This window comes from Weissella sagaensis, from assembly GCF_010306265.1.
Classification (GTDB): Bacteria; Bacillota; Bacilli; order Lactobacillales; family Lactobacillaceae; genus Weissella; species Weissella sagaensis.
This window is the reverse complement of the sequence record NZ_BLKA01000004.1, coordinates 1-14485: the sequence shown is the minus strand read 5'-3', so window position 1 is coordinate 14485 and position 14485 is coordinate 1. Positions and strand designations below refer to the sequence as shown.

At 35.0% G+C, this 14485-nt stretch carries 16 protein-coding genes; 11 read left to right on the top strand and 5 right to left on the bottom strand.

Annotated elements, in window-relative coordinates:
• The first annotated feature begins 283 nt into the window (after positions 1-283).
• Entirely contained in the window at positions 284-1756 is a 1473-nt protein-coding gene (locus G7Y65_RS05525; RefSeq protein WP_137600643.1) for an APC family permease, read from the top strand.
• A gap of 35 nt (positions 1757-1791) precedes the next feature.
• Complete coding sequence (locus G7Y65_RS05520; protein ID WP_165206773.1) at positions 1792-3132, top strand: aspartate aminotransferase family protein; 1341 nt, start codon at positions 1792-1794, stop codon at positions 3130-3132.
• Positions 3133-3213: 81 nt separating this feature from the next.
• On the opposite strand, the gene G7Y65_RS05515 is transcribed toward G7Y65_RS05520, so the two are convergent.
• The 3 genes from G7Y65_RS05515 to G7Y65_RS05505 form a co-directional block, all read right to left on the bottom strand.
• Complete coding sequence (locus tag G7Y65_RS05515) at positions 3214-3795, bottom strand: TetR/AcrR family transcriptional regulator (protein WP_042493426.1); 582 nt, start codon at positions 3793-3795, stop codon at positions 3214-3216.
• A gap of 15 nt (positions 3796-3810) precedes the next feature.
• Positions 3811-5130: an ABC transporter permease gene (locus G7Y65_RS05510; protein ID WP_042493428.1), complete on the bottom strand. Its 1320-nt coding sequence runs from the start codon at positions 5128-5130 to the stop codon at positions 3811-3813.
• Between the two features lie 117 nt (positions 5131-5247).
• Positions 5248-5682 (bottom strand): MerR family transcriptional regulator, encoded by a 435-nt coding sequence (locus G7Y65_RS05505; RefSeq protein ID WP_042493430.1) that lies wholly within the window; start codon positions 5680-5682, stop codon positions 5248-5250.
• A gap of 145 nt (positions 5683-5827) precedes the next feature.
• On the opposite strand from G7Y65_RS05505, the gene G7Y65_RS05500 reads away from it, so the two are divergent.
• From G7Y65_RS05500 to G7Y65_RS05485, 4 genes are read left to right on the top strand one after another with little or no spacing between them, the layout of a single operon-like run.
• The gene (locus tag G7Y65_RS05500; protein ID WP_042493432.1) at positions 5828-6145 is read left to right on the top strand and encodes a carboxymuconolactone decarboxylase family protein; all 318 of its coding nucleotides are present in this window, start codon (positions 5828-5830) and stop codon (positions 6143-6145) included.
• Between the two features lie 32 nt (positions 6146-6177).
• Complete coding sequence (locus tag G7Y65_RS05495) at positions 6178-6588, top strand: cupin domain-containing protein (protein WP_042493434.1); 411 nt, start codon at positions 6178-6180, stop codon at positions 6586-6588.
• Positions 6589-6607: 19 nt separating this feature from the next.
• Positions 6608-7288, top strand: a complete 681-nt coding sequence (locus tag G7Y65_RS05490) for a dihydrofolate reductase family protein (protein ID WP_137600641.1) — start codon at positions 6608-6610, stop codon at positions 7286-7288.
• A gap of 26 nt (positions 7289-7314) precedes the next feature.
• Complete coding sequence (locus G7Y65_RS05485) at positions 7315-8184, top strand: aldo/keto reductase (RefSeq protein ID WP_042493436.1); 870 nt, start codon at positions 7315-7317, stop codon at positions 8182-8184.
• A 98-nt stretch (positions 8185-8282) separates the two neighbouring features.
• On the opposite strand, the gene G7Y65_RS05480 is transcribed toward G7Y65_RS05485, so the two are convergent.
• Positions 8283-8681: a MerR family transcriptional regulator gene (locus G7Y65_RS05480; RefSeq protein WP_137600639.1), complete on the bottom strand. Its 399-nt coding sequence runs from the start codon at positions 8679-8681 to the stop codon at positions 8283-8285.
• A gap of 173 nt (positions 8682-8854) precedes the next feature.
• Between G7Y65_RS05480 and G7Y65_RS05475 the strand changes: the two genes are divergently transcribed.
• Positions 8855-9901, top strand: coding sequence for a zinc-binding dehydrogenase (locus G7Y65_RS05475; RefSeq protein ID WP_042493439.1), 1047 nt, complete (start codon positions 8855-8857; stop codon positions 9899-9901).
• Positions 9902-9953: 52 nt separating this feature from the next.
• On the opposite strand, the gene G7Y65_RS05470 is transcribed toward G7Y65_RS05475, so the two are convergent.
• Positions 9954-10559: an NAD(P)H-binding protein gene (locus tag G7Y65_RS05470; protein WP_165314723.1), complete on the bottom strand. Its 606-nt coding sequence runs from the start codon at positions 10557-10559 to the stop codon at positions 9954-9956.
• Positions 10560-10720: 161 nt separating this feature from the next.
• Between G7Y65_RS05470 and G7Y65_RS05465 the strand changes: the two genes are divergently transcribed.
• The 4 genes from G7Y65_RS05465 to G7Y65_RS05450 form a co-directional block, all read left to right on the top strand.
• A complete protein-coding gene (locus G7Y65_RS05465) occupies positions 10721-11560 on the top strand; it encodes an SDR family oxidoreductase (RefSeq protein ID WP_206222676.1) in 840 nt (279 codons plus the stop codon).
• 108 nt (positions 11561-11668) lie between these two features.
• The gene (locus tag G7Y65_RS05460) at positions 11669-12232 is read left to right on the top strand and encodes a cadmium resistance transporter (RefSeq protein ID WP_042493445.1); all 564 of its coding nucleotides are present in this window, start codon (positions 11669-11671) and stop codon (positions 12230-12232) included.
• A 17-nt stretch (positions 12233-12249) separates the two neighbouring features.
• Positions 12250-12558, top strand: a complete 309-nt coding sequence (locus G7Y65_RS05455) for an ArsR/SmtB family transcription factor (RefSeq protein ID WP_042493447.1) — start codon at positions 12250-12252, stop codon at positions 12556-12558.
• Between the two features lie 725 nt (positions 12559-13283).
• A partial coding sequence (locus G7Y65_RS05450; protein WP_165314722.1) for a BspA family leucine-rich repeat surface protein occupies positions 13284-14485 on the top strand: 1202 nt, incomplete at its 3' end.

Here is a 14485-nt window from a genome sequence, read left to right as displayed (position 1 = left end):
CATGATACGGTAAGGCTTTTAGAAGTTAAATGATAAAAAGATTAGAAAAATGTTGACTTTTATAACCAACAGGGTATTATTGATAATAATTGGTTTTGGAGATAATTATTTGTTTTGTTATATAACTGGCTATGATAACAATTGTCATAGCTAAAATAATTACTACTGGCCGATTTTTATTTTATTTTGTTGGTATTATTGTAAATAATAATTGTCCAATTAAGGCAATTAATAAATTAGTCAATCATGATTAATACGGTCACCTTAGATAGGAGTAGAGTATATGGGGCTATTGTCAAAATTTATGGAGCGCGAGGACGCTTCTACATATATTAGTAAAGATTCAGAAATGCCACGTGTTTTGCACACTAAGGATTTCTTAGCATTAGGTGTGGGGACAATTGTTTCGACGGCTATCTTCACTTTGCCTGGGGTTGTAGCGGCAAAGTATGCCGGCCCTGGTGTGGTCTTTTCATTTTTACTGGCAGCAGTTGTGGCTGGGTTTGTGGCATTAGCATATGCTGAGATGGCTTCAACATTACCAGTTGCTGGATCAGCCTATTCATGGATTAATGTACTATTTGGTGAAGGGTTTGGTTGGATTGCTGGTTGGGCATTGTTAGCTGAGTATATTATTGCTGTTGCGTTTGTCGGATCTGGGTTATCCGCGAATTTTAGAGGGTTATTAACACAAGTTAATGTTGAATTGCCCGCTTCATTGTCAGGGGCACTAGACACACATACTTTGTTTGGTTGGTCTCAAGCAGTTAGTGGTCCTAAAGGTGGTGTCATTGATATTGTTGCCTTTATCGCCATTGGTTTGGTCGCTTTGCTACTTTCACGTGGCGTGCATGAAGCATCACGTATTGAAGTTATTTTAGTTGTTGTTAAAGTTTTTGCAATTTTACTATTTATTTTTGTTGGATTAACAGCTATTCATCCTGAAAATTATTCACCATTTGTACCAGCATATAATCCAAATGGCGCAACTATGGGAGGCTTCCAAGGAATTTGGGCAGGTGTTTCAGGTATTTTCTTAGCATATATTGGTTTTGATTCAATTGCTTCTAATTCTGCTGAAGCCGTTAACCCACAAAAGACAATGCCTCGTGGAATTTTGGGATCATTATTGATTGCAGTTACTTTATTTATTGGTGTTTCAATTGTTTTGGTTGGTATGTTTAAATATACACAATATGTTGATAACGCTGAGCCAGTTGGTTGGGCATTGCGACAATCCGGTCATCCAATTGTTGCCGCTGTTACATCAATTATTGCTGTTGTTGGAATGGTTACGGCTTTGATTGGGATGATGATGGCTGGTTCGCGTTTGCTTTACTCATTTGGGCGTGATGGTATGCTTCCTAAATGGTTGGGTAAAGTAACGTCAGACAAAGGATTACCAAATCGTGGCCTATTGGTTTTGACAATAATTGCAATTATTGTTGGTTCATTCTTCCCATTCTCATTCTTGTCAGAATTAATTTCGGCAGGAACATTGATTGCCTTTATTTTTGTGTCATTGGCAATGTATGCGTTGCATAAACGTGAAGGTAAGGATTTGCCAGAAGCTGGCTTTAAAATGCCTGGTTATCCGGTAACACCAGCTATTGGAGCACTTTTGTCTGGTTGGGTATTCTGGGGACTAAGCTCAGAAGCTAAAATTTACGCATTAGTATGGTTCATTGTTGGTATTATTGTCTACTTTGTATACGGTGCAAAGCATTCAGTATTAAGAAATAAAACAAGCGATTAATCGTTATTTTTTTGAAGGGGGAACAAAAAATAACTATGGTCAAAAATGATGAAATTTTAAATCAAGAAGAACAACATTTTGCGGGAGCAGGCCGTGTCTACTATTTTGATGTGGTCATTGATTCTGGGAAAGGTGCAATTTTAACTGATGTAGATGGTAATGAATATATTGATTTGTTAGCGAGTGCGAGTGCGACTAACACGGGACATGCTCATCCTAAAATTGTTAAGGCAATTCAAAAGCAGGCTGAAAATTTAGTTCATTACACTGCAGCTTATTTTGCTACGTCAACGGAAGCAAAACTAGCAAGTGAATTAGTTAAATTAGCACCGGGTAATCCAGATGATTGGATGGTAGTCTATGGTAATTCAGGTTCAGATGCCAATGATGCTATTATCAAGTTTGCTCGGGGTTACACAGGTCGTCCAAATGTTGTGTCTTTTGTTGGTGCCTATCATGGCTCAACATATGGATCTATTTCTGCCTCAGCAGTTAGTTTAAACATGAGTCGCAAGATTGGACCATTGTTACCAGGTTTTTATAAGGTGCCTTTTCCGTCACCAGATAAACGTTTAGTAAATGAAAGTGATGCAGATTTTGTTGAGCGAATGTTTGCAGCGTTTAAAGAACCATTCGAAAATTATTTACCAGCTGAAGAAACAGCAGTTATTATGATTGAGCCAATTCAAGGCGATGGTGGTATTATTGCACCACCGGCTGGATATTGGGACAAGGTGGCTTCTTTTGCACATGAACATGGTATTTTATTGGCTGTTGATGAGGTAAATCAAGGCTATGGCCGTACTGGAACGTTTTGGTCATTTGAGCACTTTGGCTTAAAACCAGATTTGATTGCGATGGGCAAGTCAATGGCGTCTGGAATACCATTGAGTGCTGTATTAGGACGACGTGAAATTATGCAGAGTCTGCAAGCGCCAGCTAATGTTTATACAACAGCTGGAAATGTGGTCAGTGCAGCAGCAGCTTTAGCAACATTAGATGTTATTAAGTCAGAAGATTTAGTTGCACAGTCAGCCAAACTGGGGCAAGTGGCGCAAGATTTCTTTGCTCATGAAAAGACACAGTTTAATTTTATTGGGGATGTGCGTTTATATGGTTTAAACGGTGGAATTGATATTATTAATCCCAAAACAGGTTTGGGTGATGAACAAGCAACAAATACAATCATCTATAATTTATTTAAAAATGGGGTGTTAATGATTTCGCTACGGGGTAGTACCCTACGTTTTCAGCCACCATTGGTGATTAAAGAAGCTGATTTACAACGTGCATTTACAATAATACATCAAGTATTTGAGGATTTTGTAAATGGTAAATTAAAAGAGCCAAATGGTCGTCATCATATTGGTTGGTAATGATAATAATATAAATAGCCGCTTACCGAAAGATGGTAAGCGGCTATTTTTTATTAAAGTGTTGAATGTTTATTCAATATATTATTTTAAGTGTTGAGCAAATGTACGGATATTCTTCTCTGAAAATTGTTCAGCTTTAATAAATAAAGCTGAATTGGGATAAACAAATGAAGCAACAGCATTACCGAAACATAGGGTGACGAAACTGTCTACTTCAGTAGCAATATCAGTTTGAGAATCAATTTCACCAGCTTGCACCATTTCACGAAATTTGACCATTAATAAATCATGGAAATATTGTGGTAATTGGTTAACAACTGACTCGATTTCTGGAAATTCTGTTGATTCATGCAGTGATAGTAAAAAAATTGACTGGTGTCGTTTAATAAATTGTTGATAAATATTAGCAACTTGCACTAAATCTGTTTCAATATCATTATGGAACTCAAAATCATTAGCTGCTTCTTTGACATCAATTAGATAGTTTTGAACTAGTGCTTTTAGAATACCAGCTTTATTTTTAAAATGTCTAAAAATCGTGCTTTCGTTGACATCAGCCATCGTGGCAATTTTTTTAGTCGTTGTGCCACGATATCCATACTGGCGAATTAAATCTGAAAATGCACTTAAAATTGTTTCTTGAATTTGATTATCTTTTGACACGAGTATAAACCTCCATTAACCCAATTTATCAAATCTTAACATTGTTTGTTGTTTCTTGAAAGCAACGATGATTAGGTTAATGATGATGATTCCAATTATCAAAGATATAAAGCCATACCATACTGCCGTTGGTGTGGTGCCACCGTACATGGCATTAAAATCATTCGTAATCCCATAATACATGGGTGCAAAGCTGTGAATGGCTTTAAAGAAGGTATTCATTGTTACAACGGGAATCATACCAGCACCAGCAACAACTTGTAGCATGGTTAGGAAAATATTTAGTGCAGTTCCAACTTGACCAAGTAGTAGTAGCATTATTGAATTGAAATTATAAGCAGCAAAAATAGTTAATAAATGTGATAACCAAAGTTCACCAAAGTTACCAGTGCCGACCATTGCTGAAATGGCCCATGTAACGATACCAGCAATAATAATTGCTTCAAGAGCCATCGTGATTTCAAGATTGGCAAAAGCTTTAAAGCGACCAATTTGAGGAGCAAATTTAGCATATGTGTTGTAGAGAAGTAATGCGCCTATTAGGGAACCAAGATAAATTGATAGACTAGCAAAAAATGGGGCTAGCGAGTTGTTTAGACCAGTATCAACTTTATTTTGTCGTTCAATATTAATTTTAATGTTATTGATTAGTGGTTGTGCTTGTGACTGTGCATCACTAATAATTTTATCTTTTTTCTTGGCGGCAGTTTGCTGTGCTTTAACTTGGGCTTGATTAGTTTGCTCTTCAAGTTTTTGTATTAACGCCGCTTGTTGTGTAGCTGGAGCAGTACTAATTGCTTGTTTTTGTTGACTGATTGTTTCTTTGGCCTTAACTTGCTCCTGCTGAAGTTGCTGTTGTAGGGATGCTAATTGTGGCTTAGCGATTAATAGAGTTCCTTTTTGCATACTAATTTGTTGTTGGACAGTATTACCAATAGTTGTAGCTGTTGATTTCATGGCACTGACAATTGAAGTTTGATTTGACTCATTAATGTAAAAATTCAAATTTGGTTGCTTATTTGCAGCAATATCGGTAGTAAAATTTTTCGGAATATTAATAATTAAGTAAGTATCACGATCGTCTAATTCTTTTTTGGCATTTATTAGATTGGGTGTTGATTTGACATGTTTATAAGGTAAAGCCTTTTTAATTTGTTTAGCGAGTTTGTTACTTTTTTGATCCTGATTAACCAGTGTAATTGGTAATTTATCGACATTATTAGGGACGGCACTATAGCCTGAATAATAGATGAAGAAAACAATAACCCCATAGAGTAGACCGACTAGTAGGGCTAGAATAGGTCCTTTACTTAAAATAAATTGTTTAAATTTCATTACCGAAACCTCCGTATATTTTTGATTACGCCGTTATTATACGATTGATTTTTAATGCATGCAAGTACTTGCTTTTATTGAAATGAAAATTTTATCATTATCATAAATTTTTTGTGGTTAATAATTTTCATGCCCTAAGTGTTCTAGATAAGTTTTAAATTTTTCGCTATCAGAAATAATCCCAGTAACTTTGGCTTCATACCAGTTGATTTTATCGTTTAAAATTTGTAAGTGTTGTTGGATTTCTGATAATTCTTTCAAAAAGTTATTTTTAGTTGTTTTCAGGAGTGCTAAACGTTGCGGAATCGTTTTATCACCTTGTTCGCGTAGCATAATATATTGTTTTAAGTCGGCAATGCTCATACCAGCGCCTTTTAAATGGTTTAAAAAACGTAACCAATCAAAATCATCACGAGTATAGTAGCGATGACCATTAGCTGAGCGTTGGGGTTTTATTAAATTTTCAGTTTCATAATAACGTAAAGTTGATGTTGGAATACCGGTTAATTGACTAAATTCACCAATATTATACGTGTTTTTGGTAAGTGACATGGTTAAAATCTCCTTTTAGTTAACTTTAAGTATATATTATACAACAAAACAAATTTAATAATATCTAGTAAAATATTTGACTTAAAGTGTACTTTAAGTCTTAAAATGAGTTTGTTGGATAGCTATTAATTAGGGAGGTGCCATTATGGCTAAGAAACAAACAGCAGGACAAGAACAGTTGGGTGAATTTGCACCACAGTTTGCTCATTTAAATGATGATGTTTTATTTGGTGAAGTTTGGGATAAAGAGGATGAATTAAGTGCGCATGATCGCTCATTGATAACAATTGCGGCACTAATTGCAATGGGGAATACTGAGCAATTGGCAACACACTTACAAATTGGTAAAGCTAATGGCATTACGCAAAAAGAAATTGTTGCTGAAATTACACATTTGGCATTTTATGTTGGTTGGCCAAAAGCATGGTCAGCTTTTAATCGTGCAAAAGAAATTTGGCAATAAATAACATTATTTTAATCTAAGGAGAAGTTAATATGACAAATCAAAAAGTTGAACAACCAGGCGTTTTTCCAACCGGACCAACTAATGATGCCTTTGCACAATATTTTATTGGTCAAAGTTATAACAACACATTAGTGACACCTGGTGATGATGTGAGTGTACCTGTGGGCAATGTGACTTTTGAGCCAGGTTGTCGTAATAATTGGCATATTCATCATAATGGTAGCCAGATCCTGTTAGTTACCGGTGGACAAGGCTGGTATCAAGAGGCAGGTAAGTCAGCGCAACTATTAAATCCAGGTGATGTTGTGATTGCCCATGATGGTGTTAAGCATTGGCATGGTGCAACGAAAGATAGTTGGTTTAGTCATTTAGCGATAACGACTGGTGAGTCAGAATGGTTAGAACCAGTTGAAGATGATGCCTATAATCAATTAACTTAAGTATAAAGAGGGAGTCGTTATGACGCGTAGTAAAGTCGTTATCCATATGTATGTTTCAATTGATGGTAAAATTGATGGACCACATAGTAGCAGTGCTTCAAGTGCTTATTATTCAGATGAATTATTTAAAATGAGCAATGCTGATGCCAATGGTCGTGAAACGATTCAAATGTATGCAGCACCAGCAACGCTTGATTTGAGTGATTTTGAAGATGCACAAATTCCATATGAGGATTGGTTACCAGAAATAGAATCTGATACATGGTCTGTATCGTTTGATCGTCAGGGAAAGTGTGGTTGGACGCAAAACTTTTTTGACTATAATGGTCATCAAATGCATGCTATTGAAGTTGTTACAAAACAAGCGAGTCAAGCCTATCTAGCCTTTTTACAATCAATGAATATTCCATATATTATTGGTGGTGAAACAGAGTTTGATTTTGAAACAGTGTTGGAAAAATTATATGCCCATTTCAATATTGAAACTTTGGCTGTTTGTGGTGGTGCCATGATTAATGGTGCGTTTTTGAAAGCGCATGTTGTGGATCAAATTTCATTAGTAATCGCGCCTCATGTTAATGGTGACGAAAATAAAAAAGCTAGTTTTGAAGCAGTAGGTCAATATGTTGATGATACGTTTGCTTTTGATCAAGCTAAGAAGTTGTCAGATGGCGGTGTACATTTGATTTTTAAAAAATAAAATAAAAGTTAAAAAAGGGGTATTATATGACAGTTTTAAATGAGACATTTACATTATCAAATGGTGTTAAACTTCCTAAGTTAGGCTTTGGAACGTGGTTAATTGAAAATGATAACGTCATTAATCCTGTAAAAGTGGCATTGGATGCCGGTTATCGCCATATTGATACAGCACAAGCCTATGGTAATGAAAAAGGGGTTGGACAGGCACTACGAGAATCTTCAGTATCACGCGCAGATGTCTTTGTAACAACGAAATTAGCAGCTGAAATTAAGTCATATGATGAAGCTGTTTCGGCAATTGATCAGTCATTAAAAGACATGGGATTAGATTACGTGGATATGATGATTATTCATGCACCACAACCATGGGCTGATTTTAGAAATGGTGAACATTATTTTAAGGGAAACTTAGCAGCATGGCGTGCTTTGGAAGAGGCATATGATGCTGGTAAAATTAAAGCTATTGGTGTGTCAAATTTTCAACAAATTGATTTAGACAATATTTTGCAAAATGGTCGCATTAAACCAGCTGTTAATCAGATTTTAGCGCATGTCTCAAATACACCGTTTGATTTAATCAAATATTGTCAAGATAACGACGTGTTAGTTGAAGCCTATTCACCAGTGGCTCATGGTGAAATTTTGACTAATGAATCATTGCAAAATATGGCGGATAGGTATGGTGTTAATGTTGCGCAATTGTGCTTACGATATTGTCTGCAATTGGGGATGTTACCTTTACCAAAGTCAGAAACGCCAAGTCATATTATTGGTAATACTGAATTATCATTTACGATTAGTGATGAGGATATGGTGACATTAAAGCAATTTAAACACATTGAAAATTATGGGGCATCGGATTCGTTCCCAGTTTATGAAAAAACTGATAAATAATATTGTATGATCTGTAGTGAAAGATGGTTCTAAAAACGTTTAAAGTTTTTAGAACCATCTTTTTGATTATTGTTATTTTGCGTAATAAAACTAGTAATCTATTGAAAGGTTTTATTATTAAAAGGGCGCAAATTTTTTTCTGTTTGTATCATATGAGTTTGGTAGTTATCTATTTTATAAGCCAAACGATCTGTTGCGTTAACTAATGATTTAATTTTTTCGTCTAACTGCATTTTTTGTTCATTCAATAAATGGACACGTGCATCAATTGTTTGGTCACCCATTTGAAATAATTGAATATATTCAATTAATGCTTCAATTGAGACCCCAGCAGTCCGCATTTGGCGACTGAATTGTAACCATTTTAAATCTTCGTCATCGAAGTTACGAATACCACTTGTGCTGCGCTTAATAGCTGGGATAATACCAATTCGTTCATAGTATCGAATTGTATCTGCAGAAATACCACTGATTTCACTCGCTTGTTTAATGTTCAATTTAATAGCCTCCTAGACCTGGTAACTTTTTATTTATTTTATACCTTAGAGTGTGCTCCAAGGCAAATCGCTATTGCAATTATTTTTGTTTGACTTTGAGTATACTTCAAGTTTTATACTAAAGACTGATAAAAATTAATTATTAAAAATATATTTAAGTAGAGGGGATTAAAATGAAAGCAGCATATTTTATTGCGCCAGGGAAAATAATATTAAAAGAGGTCGCTAAACCAGAAATAAAGCAAGCAACAGATGCTGTCATTAAGATTGTACGTGCTTGTGTTTGTGGTTCTGATATGTGGTGGTATCGTGGCATAAACCAGCGTGACTCAAATACGCGAGTTGGTCATGAGGCGATTGGTGTGGTTGAGACCGTTGGCTCACAAGTGACCAAGGTTAAAACTGGTGATTTTGTTGTCGTGCCATTTACGCATGGATGTGGTAAATGTGCAGCATGTTTAGCTGGATTTGATGGTAATTGTGAAAATAATCATGCTAGTGAAGATTCAGAAAATGGTTATCAAGCAGAATATTTGCGTTATAGTAATGCAAATTGGGGATTGGTAAAAATTCCCGGAAAACCACAAGATTATTCAGAATCACAGTTGAATGATTTATTAACGTTATCTGATGTGATGGCAACAGGGTATCATGCTGCATATACGGCCGAGGTTAAACCCGGGGATGCTGTTGCTATTATTGGTGATGGTGCTGTGGGATTGTGTGCAGTGATTGCCGCAAAGTTAATGGGAGCAAAGCAAATTATTATTTTAAGTCACCACCAAGAACGTGCTGAGTTGGCAGTAGCATTTGGTGCAACTGATATTGTGTCAACACGAGATAAGCAAGCTGTGTTAGATATGTTAACTATAACGAATCAGGCAGGCGTTGATGCAGTTCTTGAATGTGTTGGTAACGAGAGCTCTATACAAGAAGCTCAGCAAATTTCACGTGCTGGTGCTATTATCGGTCGTGTGGGTGTACCACAAAATGAGCCATCAGCTAATAAGCTTTTCTGGTCTAATATCGGTCTTCGTGGTGGTATTGCAGCAGTTACGACACATGATGAAAAGCATGGTTTGCTAACAGCTGTTTTAAACGGTGATATTCATCCAGGACAGGTGTTTACAGAAGCATTTCATCTTGATCAAATACAGGCAGCATACGAAGCGATGGATGAACGTCGGGCAATTAAATCGTTAATTAAAATAACAGCATAATAATAAACGGGATTTACTAAGTACCTACTTGGTAAATCCCGTTTATTATTGCTTAGAAATTAGGCCGATTAATGCCATAGTTTTGCTTGATACCAAATGCATCATGGATTATCAATTTTACGATAAAATCTGCAATACTATTAATAGCGATATCATGACCACCAAAAGCTTCACCCTTAGTTGTAATTTCATATGTTTCTGTACCTTGGTCAAACCAACCAGGCCGAATAATTGTATAGTCTAATGATGAGCTTTCAATTAAATCAGCAGCTTGACGATACTTTTTTAAATATGGATTTTGCTTAAGATTGCCACTGGCACCAATATTGTCAGGGATTTCATTATAAATTCCCATTGACGCAATGAAAATAATGCGTGAAACTTTCATTTCTTGCATAATATTTATGATATTTTGAACATATTTTGGTAAATCACCACTTAATGCAACTAAAACGATATCTTGTTTTTGCATCGCCTTCAGTAATTCTTTTTTATGATTGAGGTCACCACTAATACTAGTTTCTCTGTCATGATTAATTATTAGTTGATGTGCAGTTCTGGCAAACAAAGTGAGATGATAATTTGTTTTTGTTAACAGTAGATGACGTGTAGCCTGACCAATTGTTCCGGTAGCACCGATAATCAAAATATTTTTCATAAAATTAGCCCTTTCTTTTTAATGATGCCGTTATATAATAATGTGTTTTACTATACACCTTAGAGTAAACTTTAGTGCAAATTAATTTGACTTGAAGTTTACTTCAAGTAGCATAGTAATTTCATTACCAATGAGGTAAATAATAGTACAGCGAGGAAAAAATGATGCAGCAAAAAGATGTTATGTTGGTCGTTGGTGCTGGCCAATTATCATTAGCAATAACGCGTAGACTAGGTTATGGTCAAAAAATTATTTTAGGTGATTGTAGTACCGAAAACTTAGAATTGATTAGTGGCGTTCTTCAAGATGCTGGTTATGATGTGGCAACGTTTCAGATGGATTTATCATCTCGTCAGTCAATTAAAGCTATGATTGCATTTGCGCAAAAATTTGGGCAAATTAAAATGCTGGTTAATGGGGCAGGCGTTTCGCCGTCACAGGCATCAATTGAAAAAATTTTAGCAGTGGATTTGTATGGTACGGCCGTCTTATTAGAAGAAGTTCGTCAAGTTATTGCACCTGGTGGTGTTGGTGTTGTTATTTCAAGTCAATCTGGCTATAGGATGCCAGCATTAACGACACACCAGGACCGGCAATTAGCAATGGCGCCAACTGAGAAACTATTAGATTTAGACTTCTTGCAGGTTAATAATATTAAAGATTCGTTGCATGCTTATCAATTGGCCAAACGATGCAATGAAAAAAGAACAATGTATGAAGCTGTTAAATGGGGTGAACGTCAAGCCCGTGTAAATGCTATTGCGCCAGGTATTATTGTGACACCTTTAGCACGTGATGAATTTAATGGCAAACGAGGTGCGTTCTATAAAAATATGTTTGCGAAATCGCCAGCTGGACGTCCAGGAACCGCAGACGAGGTTGCTGACGTTGCCGAGTTGATTATGAGTCAACGAGCACACTATATTAGTGGTGCAACTTTTCTAATTGATGGTGGTGCGACAGCATCTTATTATTATGGGCCACTACAACCTAATGAGTAATAAAAAAACACCAATTTTTCATAATTGGTGTTTTTTTGTGTCATTGTTTATTACACATGTTATTATGTACATATGTAATAAACAACATGTGTTTTTTAGGAGGATGAAATGAATATAGGGATTATAGTTATGACGTTTTTAGGTATTAATATAGACTTTTTCTTCATGTTGTTATTTTTACTGAAAAAATATCATGTCTTGCAAGTTTTGCTGGGTTATCTAGCAGGTGTTATGCTGTTGTTAATTGGTAGCTATTTTATTGGTGCAACGCTAGGGCTATTTTTACCTGAATGGATTTTAGGCTTGCTTGGAATATTGCCAATTTATATGGCTTTGCATGATGATGATGGCAATGGTGCTCCTAAATGGCATAAACAACCCATTATAACAGTTTTATTGACTTATTTATCTGTGTGTTCAGGATGTGTTTTAGCGATTTTTCTGCCAATTATGATTGGTAAAAGTATCCATGATTTAGTGATAACAATCTTGATAATTGCCATTTTAGTCACTATGATTGTTTTTATAATTAAATTAGTCGTAACAACTAATTTGGTTATGAAAATAATGAACCAATATGGTGAAATCATGATGAAAATCTGTTATATCTTAATTGGTTTATATGTATTTTGGGATAGTGGCTTAATTCATCATGTTTTATCATATTTTTGAAAGGGGGACATTGTGTAATGGATGATCAACATTTGCTTGAGATGACTAGTATTATGAAATTATTAAGTAATCGTATCAGAATTGAAATGTTGTACAATTTAGAGAATAAAAGGCTAAGTGTAAAAGAATTAAGTGAGTTATTGGGCATTGAACAATCCGTTGTATCACACAATCTAGCTTTATTGCGTGATCATCAGTTAGTGACGAGTGAAAGAAATGGTAAATATAATTATTATCAGTTAAATGATCCACATATTTTAGATGTAATCAATGAAACCTTTGAACACGCAGATCATGTGTTACGCGGTAAATCTCACGGTGAGTGATGTTGAATGGCCGCTACAAAATAAAAAGGTGCTAGTATTATGTTGCTATATACATAAATAAATTTGTAACTAATATTTTTAAATTTTATTTGAATTATAAATTTCAAGAAGGAAGTATTTTAGATATGTGGCTTAATCTATCTATAATCTTTATTATTATAGTAATAGTTTTAGCATTGTTATCAATTTCATATAGGGATGGGTACCGAAGAGCTTATAGTGAATTAACTAACACAGGTATGAGTAGTAGAAAAGCTAGAATAATGTCATCAATTCTGGCCTTTTTTATATTTTTTAATGATTCAGAAATAATGTGATTTGTAGCCATTCGGGGATGAAATGTGGAAATCATGTCATGGAAGTTAATGGTTGAAACGATATTAGTATAATGCGCAGGGATTGTTAAAATAATAAAAAATCGTACTCAAATAACTTAAGTGAAATTTCACGAAAAAGTTAGGTATCTAAATAATTTTTAATTAACTAAAAACTGTTTCCGATATGTAAACGGAAACAGTTTTTTTGACGTTAAATATCGTAGTTTGCTGAGGATGTACCAATAATTTATGAAGTGAAAATGCTTTGTATTTTAGATAAAAAACGATTAAAGTATTTATTTTAATAGTTAGGATACTTTTTTGATGTAAATCGAACTATTTTATAATGTTGTGAATATTCTAAATAAGATACAATACTCTCACAATATTAGAATTGGAGTAAATATGATGAAAAAAAGTTTAGAGATAAGTTTATTGACAGCTGCGTCAATATTAATAGGATCTGGTTTGTTGGTTACTGATAATGTTTTTGCAGATGATGCGCAACTGAGTAGTAAATTAAATACTACAGCCGATAGTACGGCCATTCAAACAGGAACTTGGGGAACTTGTGATTGGAATTTTAATCCAGTAACAGGGACCATTAATCTTGAAGGTGGCACACTAAGTAATAATGACGCACCTTGGAGTCAAGATGGTATTTTAGGTGATTCTGTAAAATATATTGTTATTGATGGTAAAGTGATTTTGCCATCTGATAGCGCGAATTTATTTTCTAATCGTTCATTAATTAGTATTAAGGGTGAAAATAATTTAGATACATCTAATGTAGTAAATATGAGTAATATGTTTCTAAATGATGATAAGTTAGAAACTTTAGATTTAAGTAGATGGGATACGAGTAAAGTGACAAATATGAGCGGTATGTTTGCTTATACTCGTTCATTAGACACTGTTAAAATGGGTGGGTTTGATACTGGTAATGTGACTTCTATGCGTGACTTATTTAGTAATTCAGGTTTAAATCATATAGATTTAAGTTCATTTAACACGGGTAAAGTTTCTGATATGGGAAATATGTTTTTAGAAACATCTAATTTAACAAAACTTGATTTACAAAGTTTTAATACTGAAAATGTTATCAATTTTGGTGGCATGTTATATCACACCGGTATTGCTTACTTAAAACTAGGACCAAATACATATTTGGTAGATCCATGGCTTAAAAATCCTACCAGTGGAAAAATTAACCCATTAACTGGTACCAAGAGTAATGGAAATTGGCAAGAAGAGGAAACAAAAAACGTTTTGCTTGATTTAAAGAATCCTAAAGCAAATACAGTATATGTTTGGGGAGTTAGTAAGCCTGTAAATTCAAGTAGCAGCAGCTCAGAATCAGAAAGTACGAGTACATTAGAAAAGCCAAATGGCGGTGATGGGTCATCTAGTGAAACTAGTACGTCAGGAAATGACACGTCAACAAGTGAAGTAGAAAAACCAAATGGTGATGGGTCGTCATCCAGTGAAACCAGTACGTCGGGGAGTGATACGTCAACAAGTGGCGAAGAAAAGCCAGATGGTGATGGCTCATCCAGTGAGACCAGCACGTCAGGAAATGACACGTCAACAAGTGAAGTAGAAAAACCAAA